Source organism: Escherichia sp. WS1451 (genome assembly GCF_046487365.1).
GTDB classification, from domain to species: Bacteria; Pseudomonadota; Gammaproteobacteria; order Enterobacterales; family Enterobacteriaceae; genus Escherichia; species Escherichia coli.
In genome coordinates this window covers 52291-69185 of the sequence record NZ_JBJQJP010000018.1, presented here as the reverse complement: position 1 = coordinate 69185, position 16895 = coordinate 52291, and the positions used below count along the sequence as shown (strand labels likewise).

At 50.6% G+C, this 16895-nt stretch carries 18 protein-coding genes and 2 pseudogenes; 19 read left to right on the top strand and 1 reads right to left on the bottom strand.

All coding sequences use genetic code 11. The annotated features are described in order from the left end of the window. Positions 1-42: 42 nt before the first annotated feature. Positions 43-300: pseudogene (locus ACJHX7_RS19895) on the bottom strand (zinc ribbon domain-containing protein); the annotation flags it as partial. Here ACJHX7_RS19895 and ACJHX7_RS19890 point away from each other — a divergent pair. The 19 genes and pseudogenes from ACJHX7_RS19890 to traT all read left to right on the top strand — a co-directional run. Then, a pseudogene (locus ACJHX7_RS19890) lies at positions 295-396 on the top strand (shufflon-specific DNA recombinase); the annotation flags it as partial. The pseudogenes ACJHX7_RS19895 and ACJHX7_RS19890 overlap by 6 nt on opposite strands. A 150-nt stretch (positions 397-546) precedes the next feature. After that, on the top strand, positions 547-1371 hold the full coding sequence (gene traE / locus ACJHX7_RS19885) for a conjugal transfer protein TraE (protein WP_109217201.1): 825 nt from the start codon (positions 547-549) through the stop codon (positions 1369-1371). An 85-nt stretch (positions 1372-1456) separates the two neighbouring features. Then, positions 1457-2659, top strand: a complete 1203-nt coding sequence (locus tag ACJHX7_RS19880; protein ID WP_023196138.1) for a conjugal transfer protein TraF — start codon at positions 1457-1459, stop codon at positions 2657-2659. Between the two features lie 59 nt (positions 2660-2718). Then, the gene (locus ACJHX7_RS19875; protein WP_001611722.1) at positions 2719-3303 is read left to right on the top strand and encodes a histidine phosphatase family protein; all 585 of its coding nucleotides are present in this window, start codon (positions 2719-2721) and stop codon (positions 3301-3303) included. A 394-nt stretch (positions 3304-3697) separates the two neighbouring features. Continuing rightward, the gene (gene traH, locus ACJHX7_RS19870) at positions 3698-4156 is read left to right on the top strand and encodes an IncI1-type conjugal transfer lipoprotein TraH (protein WP_022630640.1); all 459 of its coding nucleotides are present in this window, start codon (positions 3698-3700) and stop codon (positions 4154-4156) included. Beyond that, positions 4153-4971 carry an IncI1-type conjugal transfer lipoprotein TraI gene (gene traI / locus ACJHX7_RS19865; RefSeq protein WP_000866663.1) on the top strand — a complete coding sequence of 273 codons (819 nt, stop codon included), beginning with the start codon at positions 4153-4155 and terminating at the stop codon, positions 4969-4971. The genes traH and traI overlap by 4 nt, the downstream gene beginning before the upstream one ends. Next, a complete protein-coding gene (gene traJ / locus ACJHX7_RS19860; protein WP_001024972.1) occupies positions 4968-6116 on the top strand; it encodes a plasmid transfer ATPase TraJ in 1149 nt (382 codons plus the stop codon). Before traI ends, traJ begins: the two co-directional genes overlap by 4 nt. Beyond that, positions 6113-6403, top strand: coding sequence for a hypothetical protein (locus ACJHX7_RS19855; RefSeq protein ID WP_001299214.1), 291 nt, complete (start codon positions 6113-6115; stop codon positions 6401-6403). Before traJ ends, ACJHX7_RS19855 begins: the two co-directional genes overlap by 4 nt. A 14-nt stretch (positions 6404-6417) precedes the next feature. Continuing rightward, positions 6418-6969, top strand: a complete 552-nt coding sequence (locus tag ACJHX7_RS19850) for a phospholipase D family protein (RefSeq protein ID WP_022630639.1) — start codon at positions 6418-6420, stop codon at positions 6967-6969. Between the two features lie 89 nt (positions 6970-7058). Beyond that, positions 7059-10826: an LPD7 domain-containing protein gene (locus ACJHX7_RS19845; protein WP_282655694.1), complete on the top strand. Its 3768-nt coding sequence runs from the start codon at positions 7059-7061 to the stop codon at positions 10824-10826. A gap of 17 nt (positions 10827-10843) precedes the next feature. Further along, the gene (locus ACJHX7_RS19840; RefSeq protein WP_001055900.1) at positions 10844-11191 is read left to right on the top strand and encodes a conjugal transfer protein; all 348 of its coding nucleotides are present in this window, start codon (positions 10844-10846) and stop codon (positions 11189-11191) included. Then, positions 11188-11880: a DotI/IcmL family type IV secretion protein gene (locus tag ACJHX7_RS19835; protein WP_000138552.1), complete on the top strand. Its 693-nt coding sequence runs from the start codon at positions 11188-11190 to the stop codon at positions 11878-11880. Before ACJHX7_RS19840 ends, ACJHX7_RS19835 begins: the two co-directional genes overlap by 4 nt. A 10-nt stretch (positions 11881-11890) precedes the next feature. Then, complete coding sequence (gene traN / locus ACJHX7_RS19830; protein ID WP_001191879.1) at positions 11891-12874, top strand: IncI1-type conjugal transfer protein TraN; 984 nt, start codon at positions 11891-11893, stop codon at positions 12872-12874. A 2-nt stretch (positions 12875-12876) separates the two neighbouring features. Then, positions 12877-14166 carry a conjugal transfer protein TraO gene (traO, locus tag ACJHX7_RS19825; RefSeq protein WP_282655695.1) on the top strand — a complete coding sequence of 430 codons (1290 nt, stop codon included), beginning with the start codon at positions 12877-12879 and terminating at the stop codon, positions 14164-14166. Then, entirely contained in the window at positions 14166-14870 is a 705-nt protein-coding gene (gene traP / locus ACJHX7_RS19820) for an IncI1-type conjugal transfer protein TraP (RefSeq protein ID WP_000801920.1), read from the top strand. The genes traO and traP overlap by 1 nt, the downstream gene beginning before the upstream one ends. Continuing rightward, positions 14870-15397 carry a conjugal transfer protein TraQ gene (gene traQ, locus ACJHX7_RS19815; RefSeq protein ID WP_001055569.1) on the top strand — a complete coding sequence of 176 codons (528 nt, stop codon included), beginning with the start codon at positions 14870-14872 and terminating at the stop codon, positions 15395-15397. The genes traP and traQ overlap by 1 nt, the downstream gene beginning before the upstream one ends. A 50-nt stretch (positions 15398-15447) precedes the next feature. Continuing rightward, positions 15448-15852, top strand: a complete 405-nt coding sequence (gene traR, locus ACJHX7_RS19810; RefSeq protein WP_001422824.1) for an IncI1-type conjugal transfer protein TraR — start codon at positions 15448-15450, stop codon at positions 15850-15852. Positions 15853-15915: 63 nt separating this feature from the next. Beyond that, a complete protein-coding gene (traS, locus tag ACJHX7_RS19805; RefSeq protein WP_282655696.1) occupies positions 15916-16104 on the top strand; it encodes a putative conjugal transfer protein TraS in 189 nt (62 codons plus the stop codon). Then, on the top strand, positions 16088-16888 hold the full coding sequence (traT, locus tag ACJHX7_RS19800; RefSeq protein ID WP_001164783.1) for an IncI1-type conjugal transfer protein TraT: 801 nt from the start codon (positions 16088-16090) through the stop codon (positions 16886-16888). Before traS ends, traT begins: the two co-directional genes overlap by 17 nt. The last annotated feature ends 7 nt before the right edge of the window (positions 16889-16895 follow it).

Below are 16895 nucleotides of genomic sequence, written 5' to 3'. Positions count from 1 at the left end.
TAGTGACTGCTCCCCGCCCTGTCGGGCGAGGCTTCCCACTTCTCAGGCCGCAACCGTCTGTGCGACGGATTTACGCTGGCCTCCATGGGCAGAGACGACGAGTCCCGCCGCCTTTAGTTCCAGTATTCCTTTTTGCCGGATGTTGAGTGCCGCATTGATATCGCGGTCGTGCTCTGCTCCACACTCAGGGCATCGCCAGATGCGTTTATGAAGTGGCATTTCCGGCATTTTGTAACCACAACAATGGCACGTTTTCGAACTGGCAAACCACTGGTCGAGTTTTACCAGGTGAACGCCTTTTATGGCGAACGTGTCCCATCTCCCGGAGCGTTACCTGTTAACGACCCTGACTACATTATGATTTGCCCTCTGAACCCGGGCAGCACCCCGCTGTAAACATCATTCGAAACACATACAGAAAGGCGAGTTGCAACAACTCGCCAAACACATTCGATCTGCATGATCGAAATTATTCGTTTCACCAGAAAAAACACCGAAGATACAATAACCACATGAGCTGAAAAGACTTTTTCAGTCGGAGGAACAATGAGACTGAATACGATCGGTATTGCGGCCCGAATGATGCTCTCGCTGGACAAAAAAGCAATCGGCGAAAAACTCATCAACGGTCGTCAGATAAACCCGACACCACTGCAGGTCCGTTACCCACAAGGGGTAAGAGAAGTTCTGGGGATAATGAGCGAACAATTAGCCATATCCACCGCTGATTTAACCCGAATCCTACTTGAGGATGCTCTTCATAATATGTTTATGCCTGCGGATAACACCACAGGAAACATAATAAGCAGAATTGAATACATCATGCTGTCGCATGATATAAATGCGCCATTACTGGCAACATTGCTGTCGCCATGGAATATCCGCTCCACGGTAATACAGGACCCGGCCAGACTTGCAGACTATCTTTCAGTTGACGCTCTCGAACATCTTGCTGAATGTTTTAATCTCAATCCGGACTGGCTGAATGGCCATGAAAACTATCCGATAGCGTTGTCCGGTGAATGGCCAGATACTGCTGATAATTTCAGAATGCTTATTAATGATAGCAGCAACACTGAAGTTATTTTCTGGCATAGTTTCCCCTTCGCAGGAAACACGAAAAGAGAATATTGCGGGGTAATATTGAGACAGGAAAAAGAAATAAATGGCTCTTTAATATATCCGGCACTATCATTATCACCAACACTTCTGAACGATGAAAAAAGAAAATGGTTAACTGAATATACAACCAGGCAGAATACAACAATGTCTTTGCGACGCGTTACGTTGAGACCTGGCCTTGCCGGAAATCTTATTACAGGGCAAATACTACCTGTCAGCTTATTTAATACGTCTTTATTACCCTGGTAAATACCAGATAGTACCAAAGTAAAAATTTACGGCACATCCGTGTCATAGCGTTGTTTTGTCTAAATTCTGATAAACAGGAAATTAAATGATGAAGAAAAATCATATTACCCGCACCATCATTGCATCTGCTGTATTATTTTCCTTTAACGCTGCAGCAGCGACGTCATATTTTGAAGCGCGTAACGATGCAATGGGTGGCACCGGGGTAGCATCTTCCCATTATGGTGTGGCACCTCTGGCAAACCCGGCTTTACTGACAAAGCACAACAGCAATGATGATTTCAGCCTTCTTCTGCCGTCTGTTGGGGCACAAGTTGCTGATCCTGATGATGTATCAAATAAAGCTGATGATGTTAAAGATGACTGGGATTTGTTTGACAGTGCTGTAGATAACCAGCATGGCGTACAACAGGCAGCGGCAAATCTTAAACATCGTCTGCAGGAATTCCGCAATATCAATGCAGATGCTCAGGTAGGTGTATCAGCTGTAGCAGCCATGGCAAATGACACTCTGCCGTTTGCCCTTATGGTCAAGTCTTACGGAACTGTCAGCGTAAACGGAAAAGTAAACGATGCAGACCTGGATTATCTGGACAAAGTTGCCAATGGAACAATTACCGACGTCGATAAGAATGCCCTGACCTCACGCGCATTCGGGCGTGCAGCTGTAATTACCGACGTCGGAATTTCATTTGCCAAAGAACTGGAAACGGCCGGACAAAAATGGTCTCTTGGCGTCACACCAAAATATCAGCGTGTGGACCTGTTTAACTACAACGTAACGGTTCGTGATTACGACAAAGACGATTTTGACGGTGACAAGTACCACAACACGAAAAACGGATTCAACGCCGATATTGGTGCTTATACAGACCTGAATGACAACTGGACTGTCGGTCTTGTTGCCCAGAACATCATTCCACGCAGTATTGATACTAAAGTCGTCAATGGCTTTAAAGAAACCTTCAAAATTCGTCCACAGGCAACCGCCGGTGTATCCTGGCATAATGACCTGTTTACCACTGCTCTTGACGTTGATCTGACTCCTGCCAGTGGCTTCACTTCTGACAGCAAACGTCAGTTTGCAAGTGTTGGTGCTGAATTTAACGCATGGAAATGGGCGCAATTGCGTGCCGGTTATCGTCAGAACATGGCATCAAACTCCGGAAGCGCCTTCACCGCTGGCGTTGGTATCTCTCCATTTGACGTCGTACATATCGATGTTTCCGGCCTGGTAGGAACTGACCACGATTACGGTGCAATGGCACAACTTCAGTTCACTTTCTGATTACAGTCCCCGCCCCCGGCACTAAACCCGGGGGTATTTTTATATTCAGTTTAAATAACATGATGAAACCACGTTCTTCTTATTCAAAAACAGCATTCATTCTTTTATTTTCTGTTTTCCTGGTAGCGGCAGTGACAAAAGCAAAAAGTTCGCTTCCCGATATCACACTGGAACAGGCAAAAGAAATTAATGCTGATAACACCGTTATTTTCCTTTTCCGCCATGGAGAACGTTGCGACCGTTCAGATATGCCCTGCTATTCGGATAAGAGCGGAATCACTATTACCGGTACAGAGAAAGCACAGCAGGAAGGTATTAAGTTCGCAACAATCTTCAGTGAATATGATATTTACTCCAGCAATGCGGTAAGAACCATACAAACTGCAAAATTCTTCTCCGGTAAAGAACCCGTCGTTATGGACAGTTTATCAAACTGCAATAATGATCTTTATAAGACGCTTGAATCAATCGCAAGAAAATCTCATAAAAGGAACATAGTAATAATGACACATAATCATTGTTTATCATTTCTGGCCAGAGATAGGCTCGGCAAGAAATTCAAACCGGCGTACCTTGATGCCCTGATCATGCATTACGATGGTACCCGGCTCATACTTGACGGAAAATACAACAAAGAGGCATAGAGGATATTTGAATTTACATAAATTCTGATATACTCAGTAAGATACAAGAGTGTACGGGCACATGTACCTGTCTGAATTGCAGGTTATCCGGACGAGGGCCGGGAACTGTTTCAGGGACAAGCGCCGGTACATTCGATTCATAAATCGTCGAGTCATCCATCATGGATCGATTCGGCGCGGAGCGTTAAAGATTACGCTCATATTCGTTTTATGTCTGACGACACATCAACCAGCCAGTATCAGGAATAATCACCTTCAGTAAACTATGAGGCTATTTACCTGGCCACACTGGCATTTATTTCCGGTAACGCAAGTATAGCCGGAAACAAACATCATCCTGTCTGTACCGGAGCACCGGTATATCCCATTCTGATTTAACTGCTCAGGAATTATTATGAACCGTATTATACCTGCGGGGTGTCTTGCCGCCCTTTTTCTGGCTGGCTGCAACTCCCCTTCTCAGCATACTCCTGTTCCGCGTAACTACGGTGCTGCCTCTGATGTGGCGGTTACCCGACACACTCAGTACACATTATGGGACAAAGGTGTGTTTTCCGGCCAACTTCTGGTTTCAACGGGGTCTCATCTTCTGACAGCTAACAGCGATCGCCTTTCCTTTGACTGGGAAGGTGATGCGATTGAATTACTGAACGAACTGGCCAGAGTCAGGGGGATGCAGTTTAACTACAATGGTGTCCGCCTGCCGTTACCAGTCAACCTTCACGTCCGGGATATGACGTTTTCCAATACGTTGAGACTTATTGAAGCCCAGACAGCCTGGAGAGCAACAATCCATCAATATCCGGGCCTGTTACAGGTCAGCTTCATGCAGCCGGAGAACCGGAAAAAATGAAAGTACTCACCTCTCTCATTTTGCCAGTAATACTGCTTACTGGTTGTTCTTCTTCCCCCACCATCTCGCCAGGTGGTGTCAATACGCCACCACCTGACATTAATGCATGGCTTAAACCACGAAGTGAAAAGCCCGATAGTCTGTCAGAAACCCGCTGGAAAATGCTGACCGACGCAGGTAAAACGCTTGGATTTCGTGGTGGCAAGGCTCAGCGTTCATGGGAGCTGATTCAGGCACTCAACGCCCGGGAAAGCACACTTAATGCCTTATACGATTTCCGGCCACTGATTAGCCCGGAAGGCTGGCTACCACCGGTTATTGATGAAGCACAGGACGTAGCTCATATCACGCCAGATCAAATCCGGACCTCTTCCCGGGTCTGGACCATCATTCGCCCTGAACGCTTTGTCAGCAATCCACCGGGCTGGCGTGACTGGCTTCTCCGGGGGCTTTCAACAACAGCCACTCCGGGTACAGAAGGCAGCGTCGTTCCAGAAGACAGCGTGCAACGAAAAGTGTGGGAAACCGCATTACGGCAGGGATGGCAGGAAGGAAGACAAAACGCCGACCTGACGCTTGAAGCCAACCAGAAAACCCTCACCCGTGATTACCGGGGCATGATGCTGTACTCACTTCTCTGGCGTCAGGGCATGATCACCCGTCCGGATGTTTCTGATCAAATGCAAACCGTTACAGGTGACGGGAAAAAACTGGTCACTGGAGATCGTGTTCGTCGCCTTAAAAATCATGCGGAATTCAATCTTCAGAAATCTCACTGGCGTCCGCTTATAGGCACTGAAGGAGGCTCCCGATGAATATTCCTGATGAGTTTGGTCTTTTTCCGTTTCAGCGTTTCACTGCAGATGAACTACGGCATTTCTTTGTCTGGTGTGCCGCACATAAAGTCAGTGATGTGGATCTGACCGGTGGGTCACCAGTATCTGTCAGTCGCTTTGGCCGACGGGTGCGTTGTTCCAGTGCAACGTTACCAACCACACTCATGTCCTCCCTGATTGATGAACTGTTCGGTCGGGAAGTCATTCCCCGCGTTCTGGCAGGCAATCCGGTTGACAGGACGATACAGATTAACGGGGATGCCTCCGGTCGCTATGGTCTTAAACGCGGAGAACGCATCCGGTTACGCTCTCACCTCATTCAGGGCACATCTGGTGCGGAGGAGAAAGCAATATCAATAACCATGCGTGTCATCCCGACAGAAATACCGGACATTCTCTCCATGAACATTGAGCCAGACCTGCTTGAAGCAATGGTCTGCAAAAGCGGTCTGGGATTTGTATGTGGTGAAACCGGGTCAGGAAAATCAACGCTGTGTTCAGCACTGTACCGTTACATTATGGACAATTTCCCCGACGCCAAAATCGTGACATATGAAGACCCGGTGGAATATATCCTGGGAAATGAAAACGATCTGCTCCCACCGCATCAGGCAGAAATCGGGCGTGATGTGGTCAGTTTTGCTGCCGGACTGCGTTCTGCGGTACGACGTAATCCCGAAATTATCGGTGTTGGTGAGATCAGGGATAACGAAACCGCCGACGCAGCGGTACAGGCAGGCAACACCGGGCATTACTGCCTGAGCACCATGCATACGAAATCTCCTGGTGAAACGCTGGCACGTCTTCTTGGGCTGTTTCCCCCTGTCATCAGGGATTCGATGGCCTGGGCAGTCCTGTCACTGTTGCAGTTCATTCTGGTTCAGGTTCTGGTCAGAACAAATGACGGTGGTCGTAAAGCAGTCCGGGAATATATCGTCATTAACGATGAGCTTCGCGACAATCTTTCCGGAATGCCACATGCAGAGTGGGGGCATCACATTGATGCCATAATCCGGCAGGAGAAGCGCCGTATCCGGGACCAGATTCTGGAAATGTATATCCGGAATGAAGTTGACCGAAGAGAAGCGATTCTTTTTATCCCGCCAGGGGAGTTACGGTCATGAAAAGAGAAGGTTTCTGGCGATATGCAACACCGCCAGTCAACATCCAGGGCGTACCTCTGCCGTTCACCATGATTTATCTGTTTATATGCCCCTTTCCCTCCAAAACAACCTTCTGGATTTGCACCGGCATCATTTTATTTTTCGTTATTCTCGACCGTTCAGGCTGGACTGTCAGGACTATCTGTACTCGCATTTTCAGCATTCTGAGAGGGGCCATCGCCTCCGGTCGTCCATGGTGGTATCGCCACCATACGGAATCACCACGAGACTGGACTGGCCTCGATTAAATTCTGGAGTCTTTATGTCAGGTAAAAAAACTATCGTTACTCTGCTCCGGGTATCGCTACTGGCATGCCCGTTACTGTTCACGACACCATCGTTTGCAATGATCGACACGCCATCCGTGAAGGTCGGCTTTTCCCCTGAAGGAAGCGCATCCGCTCTGGTGCTTGACACAATCAACAGTGCGGAAAGCTCCATCAGGATGATGGCATATTCCTTCACCGACCCGGATGTAATGCATGCGCTGGCAAAAGCGAAAAAACGCGGAGTGGACGTCCGTATTGTTGTTGATGACAAGGGGAATACGAACCGGGCAAGTCAGGAAGCGATGAAATATATCAACCTGCTGGACATTCCTCTCCGGACTGTAGATGCCTTCCCCATCCATCACGACAAAGTCATCATTGTTGACGGAAACACGGTTGAAACTGGCTCCTATAACTTCTCTCGTGCTGCTGCACGCAAGAATTCAGAGAATGTCGTTGTGCTCAAGAATATGCCGGATGTAGCCGCACAATATCTTGAACACTGGCAGGCTCGCTGGAATAAGGGTACAGACTGGAGACCCTGACAAACATTTCTCCCCCGATTTTCTATCCCCCCAGCCACCCCCGGCTTCCGGCGGTGGTTTTTTTCCGTCTTTTTTCAGGAGAAGCACTCATGCCGTCTGTATCCCGCTACCGCACCTGGCTTGCCGTGCCTGCAGATGAAATAGAAGATCTCAAAAAAGCACATCCCCCGATGAACGGGCACACGCCCGTCATCTGGGACAAGGAGCACAAACTCTGGTTCGCCCGCCCGGGGGCGGACCTGTCCAAGCTGGACCGCTGGCTGCCCCGGCCACAGGACGTCTCCATGAACGGCAGTGATCCGGTCACCGAGTTTGCCCAGGTTCTGGAGAATGCCGGACTGGTTCTGAAAGAACTGCCGGTCATGGACGGGAAAATCCACCGTGTCCCGACCGCCGATGACAAAAAAGGACAAAAAAGTGGCGCATATCGCGGCTTCCTGGACGGCAGACCTGCCGGCTGGTACAGGGATTATCGCAGCGCGGATGATTCGCCGATCACCTGGACCTTCTCCGGCGGAGAACAGACAGATCCCCGCGCAAGACTCCACCTGAAAGCGCATTCAATGCAACGCAGGGAGGACGCGGAGCGGGAACTGAAAGCACAGTACAACCGACAGGCCGCGTATGCCCGCCGCTATATCAACAAATGGCCGCAGGCCACAGCACATGAATACCTGACCCGGAAAGGCATTCAGGCTGCACCGGGGGTGCGGGTAAACAACAAAAATGAACTGGTTATTCCCTTCAGTAACCGTAACGGCGCGATACGCTCTTACCAGCGTATTCCGGTCACCGGGGGGAAAGATGCCCGCATCCTGATAGATTCGGAGAAAACCGGTAACTGGTTTGCGCTGGGCACACCGCGCAACGGTCAGCCGGTACTGTTTGCCGAGGGCTATGCCACTGCCGCCTCCCTGCACGAATCCACGGGCCTTCCGGTACTGATGACGGTGGATGGAGGCAACATGATTGCCGTTGCCGAAAATGCCCGGCAAAAGTGGACGCAAAGCCCCTTTATCTTCTGTGCCGACAACGATCATGCAATCCGGGTTAACAAAGGTATCGTCAGTGCAACAAAAGCCGCAGAACTGACAGGAGGATCGGTCATCTTTCCTGCGTTCACCGATGCCGAAAAAGCGCAGGGGCTGACCGATTTCAATGACCTGGACGCAAGCCGGGGACGGGCCGCTTTTCAGCATGTCATCAACGCCCAGTTAGAACACATCGGGGTTTCCACCCCCAACAGTAACACCCCGGAAATCCGGGAGGCACTGGTGATCGGCAACCTCGTTTTTACACCGGTCCACACTGAGGAAAAAACCATGACTCCGACAGAATATCCTGAAACATCACCCGATACAGGGCACAGCCATGACCAGGGACCTTCTCTGCAGTCCGCCACGCAGCAGGAACAACCAGTTGCTTCCAGCAGTAACATTGCTGATGAAACACTGTCATTTACCAGTCACGCCACTGAAAATAACGGCAAAGATGAGCGGCACCCTGATAACGTTCAGGCGCAAACGGAAAGCTCTGTAGTTCAGGACTCCCCTGCAGAATCACCGGCATCCCCGGAAAGTACAACGGCGTCTGCCCCTGATGAACCCGCTCATCCGGCGGAACCTCCGGAAAAAGTTGTCTCTGTGGCCACAGATAAAGACTGGCGTGAATTTGAAGCCGAACTGTCACAACCGGAAAAAAACGAGTTACAACAGGAGTCCGGCACTTCACCAGAAATACCGGCCCCTGCTGCTGCCCCCGCCGCCCCTGAAGACAGCCCCTCATCTGAAACCATGAATGAATCAACCGAACCATCACCTTCCCCTGATGCAGTCAAAGAGGAAATGACCGTGATGACGGAGCCTGATGACAAACAAAGCACCGGAATATCCCCGGATACTCCCCGGGAAGAGGCGGTCAGCCATGTAACTGAAGACATTCCCCTTCAGCCAGAGCCGTTCCTTCCTGAGTCAGATGGCCCTGAAGAATACGAAGACTACAGCGCATATCAGGAGCTGATGAACAATGAAAATCCTGAGCATCTGCAGGAAAACAGTGATATGCCGTCGCAACCGGACACAGGCCACGTTCAGGCAGATGAGTCAGAACTTCAGGCCACAACAGCCACTATAGAACCGGCTGTCCGGGATGAACCCACTCCGCAGCAACCTGTTCAGAGCACATCACCTTCTGATAATACTTCATCGTTTCTCGACAAAGCGCGTGGCCTTTTTACGCGTAAAAAAACGGATTCACAGGCGCATGAGAACAGTGATCCCACGCCCTCAGCGGAAACCACGACGACTCCACCGATACCTGACAGTATTGTCTACGCCCCGGAACGTTCTGATGCACCGATATCGCTCAACATGGACGAAATTCTTAAAGAGCTTGACTGGGAAAAACGAGCAGACAGAACCGTCCTGTACAAACTGGATGGCAAACCTGCCTTCATTGACCGGGTAAACCGGCTGGAAATGGTCAACGGTGCCAGCAATGACGATCGCAGCGTTCTGGCCGCACTTGCTGTGGCCACCAAATTTTATGGGGGCGTCATAGAGCTGACGGGCAGTGATGCCTTTAAGCAAAAAGCAATGCAGTTGATTATCGAGCACAACATCGATGTCCGGATGAAATTGCCAGATCAACGGGCTGAACTAGAAAAATTACGCAAGGAAATGGCTGTCAGTAAGGATGCAGTTGTCACCCATCAGCCAACACCGGAACTTAACCGGAATACCCCTGAACAACCAGCAGTCCCAGACCCTGTTCAGGAAAAAGAAGCCACACAATCCCCGGCGTCCCCAGTAGCCCCTGAAGCATCAACCGTCAGCACCGTCCCTGCATCATCACCGGCTGAACCTGGCAAAACGGCAGATGCGGCACAAGGTGAAGAACCACCAGGAAAACTTCGCCCGGGAGAGAGCGTGACTGCCGTACTGCACAATTTTGGTCGTGCTGAATATGCACCCGGCAAAGGAGAGAGTTTCTTTGTTGAGCTTAAAAACCGCAGTGGCAGCAAACTCTACTGGGGGGAACAACTGGAAAGTCTGGTCAAAAACCATCAGAAAGGTGACGTGGTGACACTGACACTTCAGAACCGCGAACAATTCATCCTCCCGGGAGAGCAAAAAGCACGTTTCCGGAATAAGTGGTCCATGGAGTCAGTTACCAACGGGATCTCGGTATCACATGATAATCCGGATAAAGGTCAGCGTATTCAGGCGATTCCGGTCGAAACCTTTATGAAAGTGGCTGCGCAAATCAGCCAGGGGTGGCCCGAAGAGATGAAAGCGTTACGTATGCCAGAAAACGTCGGCTCACATCTGTTTATCGGTGAAGACCGACATCCGGTCTCCGCGCCACAGAACGCAAATCAGGTAACAGAAATAACCAGCGCAGCCCCTGACAAGCTGACACCTGTTCTGGGATCAGTGGATAAGGATACGCGTGAACTCAACCTGCTACTTGTCCAGAGTGCCGATGAACATCTGCAGGGTGTGGTCCGGCTGAACGGCACATTGTATCCGGCACTGGCCACCCCATCAGCCGACAACAGTCAGCTGGTTATCAATGCGCTGACCGACAAAGGTTTACGCTTTGCAGGTTATGGTGAAGCGGTAAACCACGATGCTGACAGCACGAATCGCCCCGCACCGGAGCTTATGCAGTTTCATCTGAAAACCCGGGAAGAACCGCTTTTTGCTGCTGTCTACACGCCGGAAAAACAACCTGATGCGTTGTACCGGAACCTGGGCTTCGAGCAGTCATGGCAGCAGTGGTCCAACAACCAAAAGCCGGAGGACAGGCAGGAAAAAACTCTGCATCAGGATCTCTCCCACAGCCCCGGCCGATGAGCCGGTAAGGAAGCCATATGAACATGCATAAGTCTCTGGTTGCCGTGCTCGGCCTTATCCTGATTTCATCCACGGCAAGTGCTGCAACCTGTCGTGCGGGTAGCGCGGCACAGGCCGGCAGTAATACAGGATATGAGCGAGCACGTGCAGCTGCGGATGCATGGTCACAACGTGAAAACGATGTTTCCTCATCCCTGCAGTCCTGTCTGTCACGAATCAAAAAAATCAGCATAAACCTCCCCCAGTTCCCCAGCCTTGACGACATTCTGTCGCAGCTGGAAAACCAGGTCTGCGACGCGGTCGTGGACAAGGTGAATGAAAAGCTGCCGGGGAATATTGATCCCTGGAAGGACTACAACCTATGACCGAAAATACCGAGCCATCCTCGCCATCACATCCGGCACCTGACCCGGAAATACTGAAGAGCACAATCAGGGCTATGAAGCAGTCAGAACAGCGGGCAAATAATGTCCCTGCGCTGATAAAAGCGCTTTTATGTACGGGCACATGTCTTCTTATCAGTATTACTGGTAACGCCATTCAGTACTGGCACTCAACGAATGTGGAGCGCGAATATTTCGCTACAGACAATGGTCGTCTGGTCAGGCTGGCACCAACAAGTCAGCCAGCATGGAGTCAGAATGATGCAATGGCCTTTGGCAGCCAGGCACTGGCGACCGCATTCAACCTGGATTTTGTGCACTATCGTTCACAGATCTCCTCCCTGTCTCCGCGTTTTTCTGACGAAGGTTTTGTCGGATATGTGAATGCATTACAGGCATCTAACATTCTGGAGACGATCAAGAAAGAGAAGATGAATCTGACCGCCACGACAGGTGCTGGCGTTCTGGTACGACAGGGACAAATGTCCGACGGCGTATGGTTCTGGACATTCCAGTATCCTGTCCGTATGCGTCTGGTCGGCCAGACAACCAGCAAGCCAGAACAGTCTTTTGTTTTCGAAATCACCATCCAGCGTGTTGACCCCAGACTGAAACCATCCGGTATGGAAATCCGGCAGATGATCTCCCGTAACGCCGGACCGAACTCCTGAGATAAGTAATATGCAATCACGTTATTTACTGAGCACACTGCTCCTGGTGTGCAGCGCCGCCACGTCTGCAGATAACGCAGGATGGCAGAACGCACGCACACCACAAACGACAAATTCTGCCAGCGATCACGTTCAGAACGCCTCCCAAAACACCGGAGGTGTTCCGGCTACACTGGTAAAAGGTGAGCTGCCTGCCCCCGGGCAGGCCAGCCCGCTGGTACAGGATGCGGCAAGGCTTGATTCTGAGCTCTCCGCCGATGAGATTCGCTCACTACGCAGTCTCATGGCGGATAACGAGCGGGCCATCAATGCGCCCATCACCAGTGTTGTACCCCGTATCAGCTCTCTGACAGTTAATCTGTCCCCCGGTGCCAGCCTTCCTCTTGTTCGCACAGCCATGAACAACCTGAGCGTGGTGACATTTACCGATATCAACGGTTCACCATGGCCACAATCCGATCCTCCTTATAACGCGGCACCAAAACTCTTTGATGTGCAGTACAACGAGAACATGGTGACAATCACACCATTGCGGCCATGGGCATCCGGAAACATTTCTGTCTACCTGAAAGGTCTGTCGGTACCGGTCATCCTGAACGTAACCAGTGGCGAAACAGATACGCCGTCATCCAGTCAGGAAATGGACAGTCGTCTGGATCTGCGAATACCACGGCAGGGACCAACCAGCCCGGTTGTCTCCATCCCGACGGATAAGATCGCCCTGCATGATGCAACATTACAGGCATTTCTGGATGGTATTCCTCCCCGGGACCCTTCAGTTAAGAGGCTGAAATTCACAGGTAATGTCCCGGATACAACGATCTGGCAACACGGCGATGACCTTCTGGTTCGTTCCCGGGCGATGTTGCGCGATGAATTTGAACAGACCTTGTCCTCTGCCGACGGAACTCATCTCTGGAAGCTTCCCGTCACCCCACTACTGACTTTCTCTGTGAATGGCCAGTCCGTTCACGTGACACCAGAACTGGAGTAATCATGAGTGCTGAACAGGATGCCGGTAAATCCGGAAAGAAACTGGCTGCCCTGCTTGGACTGGGCAGCATCATCTTATTTGGCGGCGGCTATATCACGTTTTCCAAACTATCAGGGAGTAACAGCGATATGCAGTCAGCCGTGAACATTAACAGTGCAGCAAGCGGCGGAACGCGCAGCGTTACCGAAACGCCTCACTATCGTGAACTGTTAAGAGCGGATAATGAACGAGGGGCCGCAGCTGCAGCCCGCAATAATCAGACGTTCATTGCCAGTCTTCCACAGGGGCTTGATATTCCGGACACTCCGGAAAAGCAACAACAGCCTGCAGCAAAACCGGAAAACTATGCTCATCGCCAGGCTTCCGGCACACCACAGGAGGATCGAGCAGCCAGTGAAAAACGTATGGAGCGGCTGCAAAAGCTGATTGTAAGAATAAAAGATCAGCATCCTGCCGGTAGTACACCAACCATAGCAACGACTATGTGGAATAAATCTCCGGCAGAAACAACAGGGCAGAATGGTATGCAGCAATTCGCATTACAGAATGCCAGCCTGTCCACGCCTGTAGCAGAAAAAGGGATACAACTGATACCTGCTCTGACCCGTATACCGGCATATATTGATACTGCAGTGGATTCTGATAACCCGTCATCCAAGGTTATCGCAACCATTCCCGCTGGCCCCTGGGCAGGGGCAACGCTGTTCAGTCCGGGAGTCAAACTGGTGGGTAACGGCGTGGAGATCCATTTCGACCGGATGAGCTGGAACGGCATGGACCTTAAGGTCAATGCATATGCTCAACGGGAAGACAACCTGATGTCATCCGTGGCCAGCAATGTGAATACACGCTGGTTTAAACATATCATTCTGCCGTCAGTGTTAGGAGGTGTGGGCAGTATTGGCACACTTTATAAAGATGCCAACACGCAGGTTATTCAGGGTAACTATGGCACGGTTACCGGACGCGTGGGAATGCCCAGTGGTGAAGCTGTTGCGGGCGTTATTGCCGGTGGTATGGCGGAAAGAGGAAGTCAGATATTAACCCGCCAGGCAGAAAGTGAGCCCTATAAACAGGTAGAAGTGTATCAGCATGAAGTCGTATCAATTCTGTTTGTTGACCCGGTAATGACAAACGACGCCAGGTCATCTTCCCTTTCCAGTGGCATTTCCCCTTCAGTTAATCGTACATCACAGGCGGAACAACGCTCGCAGGCACGAATGCAGACAGCCATGGAGCAAAGAAAAGCTGTGATGCAACGTCGGTATGATGAACAACCGGAGACACCATAATGAAACCTGAAACAGAAATAGATGAAACCGGCAGCTTCGGTGAACCCGAAGAGAAACCCGCCCCCTTCTGGAAACGTTCCGTCTGGGGGATATCTGTAGCAACATGGGGGCTATGTGCAGTCGTGTTGCTCGCAGCCATATGGTATCTGTTCCTGAGAGCGCCATCGGAAACAGGCATGCCTCCGTTTAATGATGCGGATGCTGGCGTACAGACCTGGCAAACCACACAAGAATCATCACCTTCCGTTCAGTCCACTGAGACTATGACTGTCCGGACAGGAGAAGATATGAGCCAGCTTGCCCGGGATGTAAAAACAGAGCTGGATAACCGCGATGAAAAAATTCAGGCAACACTGAATATGCTTCACGACAGCATTAACAAGCTGGGCGAAGCTATAAAAAAGGATGAAGAATACGCACAGGAAACACGCCGTCAGCTGGATGATATCCGGAGCCGCCTGAACGGAATAATGACACAGAAAAGCGTCACTGAATCCTCTTCCACACCGCATCCAGCAAAGAAAAAAACGTCGTCTGTACTTAACGGAATGAAAATCATGTCGATGGAAACTGGTATGGCCTGGATTCGCTGGCAGGGTAGTACCTGGGCTGTCAGAGAAGGTCAGACGCTGGGCAATGTGGTGATCCAGCGGATTGATCCGACTACCCGGACCATCATCACCAGTGCAGGGACGTTACGCTGATGAACATGGATGCCCTGACCGCCATTGAGAACTTTGCCAGCAGTATTTTCAGTGCCGGAATGGATTTCCTGTTTACCTGGGGAGAATTCATCGGGGTGATCAGCATGATTACCCTGTTTGCCCGCGCCCGTTCAGCCGGTCCGGTAAAAATGTCTCCAGGAAAATTTATTGCGGGGATGTTAACCAGCTGCATGCTCGTATCACTCCCGGCAATGATTAACGCCGGAGGCGTACAAATGGGATTCAGGGCTGACTCATTTGGCCCGATTGCATATGTACAACCTCAGACGTTTGGCGCTGCTGCTGGCGCAGCAAATGCAGTTCTGTCGCTGGCCAAGCTGGCCGGTGTTGGATTTGTCATGAACGGGATATCCATCTGGCGCAAGGCCGGACTCGATGGACATACCGCACTGAGTGCCAGTGAATCCGTCAGTAAGGGAAACGTCAAATTTATTGCCGGCGTCCTGCTGGTCTTTATCGATCGTGTCCTCAATGCCCTGCTGGCAAGCATTGGAATCGTCTTCTGATTTTTTTCACCTTCATATAAACCACTGATATATCCATTTAAGGAGAAACTATGTCACGTATTCGTGTCGTAGCGGCCCGTCTGTACGCCGCATTTATCCACGCACAACTGTTTGTAATGTCATGCCGGAGCAAACTGACTAAGTTCCTGCTGCTCATTCCCATGATGTTGCTGCCCAAAGCCGTTCTTGCCGATGGAGATCTTGCCGATATGGTTCGCAATGTCGAACAAGGTGCCAAAACAGCACAGTCATCATCACTGACTATTGCGCAGTTCATCGGCGTAATTCTGTTTCTCGGGGGCCTGATTGGCCTGAAAAAAGTTGGGAAACAAGGGGGGATGGGACTGGCTGGTTGCATTGTATCTATCGTCATTGGGGCGGTACTTGTCGCCGGACCTGAAATGATGAGTCGCAGCCAGAAACAGTTGGGGATTTCCTCAATTTCCATTGGCTAATCTTGTCCAGGGCACTGGCATTTATCCGGTGCCCTTCCTATTCGGCAATACAAGGAGGCACATATGTCTGCCTGGAGCCCGGAGCACATAACGTTACGACGAACAGAAAACGGCAATGTGATTGCCCACGACAGTCGGGACGATCAGGAATTCATTTTTGCAGAATGCGGTTCCGATGAAATCGCAAACATCATTCTGGAAGCCGTGAAATGTTACACCAGTACGGAGCCTGCTCATGCAACACAGCATTAAAGACTTGTGGTTGTATCCCTTTCCAGAAATTGATGTGGTTCATACTCAGGAGGCACTGTTACCGGAACCGGAATTAACAACGCCCGGTCGATGTATCTGCTGCCGGCAAAACGTCAGGCACCGTTTCAGACTGGATGACTCATGGCCACTCAGACAGCTTACCGACACAATCAGTAACACACGAGTTCGTCTTAATAAGGCCACAGAACATCTGGTTAAGTTAATCAGGCGTGGTGAACCAGTCGCAACCGGCAAAAAGGAAAAGTACAACACGGCAGTAAAAGCCGCTGAACGGGCGCTTGAGCATGCCCGTCTGTCTGCCAGACGTCTTTCACTCCGCCATGTACAGAAAGCTGAAATCACCAGTACAGAGCCGTTGTCAGAGAAAGAGCAGGAGCTGTTTCATGAAGACGGCCCGCCTTACAGCTTATGTGCTTTCTGCCACGCCTGGCATTCACTGAATGGTTATGCCGCAGCACAGGGCGTTATGGTGTGGCTACCCGACCTTCATCCATCCACGGTCGTGGCCCTTAACCGTCGTTCATTACAGGAAGTTTTCAGTAATGATAAGTTCCGGGTCCGGCGAGGACGGGAAGCGCTCTCTGCACTGATGCAAAACAGACTGGCGGTTGAGGATAAATTCCGAAGTTTCCGCCCGGCCGATTTCGCTGACGTTTTTCGTCGCTACCCACCTTCCGGTCGTTCGCCTCTGCGTGAAAAAATGAACGGTATTGCCCTGATTCTGACACCAGATTCATTCATCAAAAAAGAATACGTTGATTGATTTTTCT

Coding starts and splice junctions, on each gene's coding strand:
- traS (WP_282655696.1), top strand. CDS start 15,916: ATGTCTGCCTGGAGCCCGGAGCACATAACGTTACGACGAACAGAAAAC.
- traR (WP_001422824.1), top strand. CDS start 15,448: ATGTCACGTATTCGTGTCGTAGCGGCCCGTCTGTACGCCGCATTTATC.
- ACJHX7_RS19845 (WP_282655694.1), top strand. CDS start 7,059: ATGCCGTCTGTATCCCGCTACCGCACCTGGCTTGCCGTGCCTGCAGAT.
- ACJHX7_RS19840 (WP_001055900.1), top strand. CDS start 10,844: ATGAACATGCATAAGTCTCTGGTTGCCGTGCTCGGCCTTATCCTGATT.
- ACJHX7_RS19880 (WP_023196138.1), top strand. CDS start 1,457: ATGATGAAGAAAAATCATATTACCCGCACCATCATTGCATCTGCTGTA.
- traN (WP_001191879.1), top strand. CDS start 11,891: ATGCAATCACGTTATTTACTGAGCACACTGCTCCTGGTGTGCAGCGCC.
- ACJHX7_RS19875 (WP_001611722.1), top strand. CDS start 2,719: ATGATGAAACCACGTTCTTCTTATTCAAAAACAGCATTCATTCTTTTA.
- traE (WP_109217201.1), top strand. CDS start 547: ATGAGACTGAATACGATCGGTATTGCGGCCCGAATGATGCTCTCGCTG.
- traI (WP_000866663.1), top strand. CDS start 4,153: ATGAAAGTACTCACCTCTCTCATTTTGCCAGTAATACTGCTTACTGGT.
- ACJHX7_RS19835 (WP_000138552.1), top strand. CDS start 11,188: ATGACCGAAAATACCGAGCCATCCTCGCCATCACATCCGGCACCTGAC.
- traQ (WP_001055569.1), top strand. CDS start 14,870: ATGAACATGGATGCCCTGACCGCCATTGAGAACTTTGCCAGCAGTATT.
- traJ (WP_001024972.1), top strand. CDS start 4,968: ATGAATATTCCTGATGAGTTTGGTCTTTTTCCGTTTCAGCGTTTCACT.
- ACJHX7_RS19850 (WP_022630639.1), top strand. CDS start 6,418: ATGTCAGGTAAAAAAACTATCGTTACTCTGCTCCGGGTATCGCTACTG.
- traT (WP_001164783.1), top strand. CDS start 16,088: ATGCAACACAGCATTAAAGACTTGTGGTTGTATCCCTTTCCAGAAATT.
- traP (WP_000801920.1), top strand. CDS start 14,166: ATGAAACCTGAAACAGAAATAGATGAAACCGGCAGCTTCGGTGAACCC.
- ACJHX7_RS19855 (WP_001299214.1), top strand. CDS start 6,113: ATGAAAAGAGAAGGTTTCTGGCGATATGCAACACCGCCAGTCAACATC.
- traH (WP_022630640.1), top strand. CDS start 3,698: ATGAACCGTATTATACCTGCGGGGTGTCTTGCCGCCCTTTTTCTGGCT.
- traO (WP_282655695.1), top strand. CDS start 12,877: ATGAGTGCTGAACAGGATGCCGGTAAATCCGGAAAGAAACTGGCTGCC.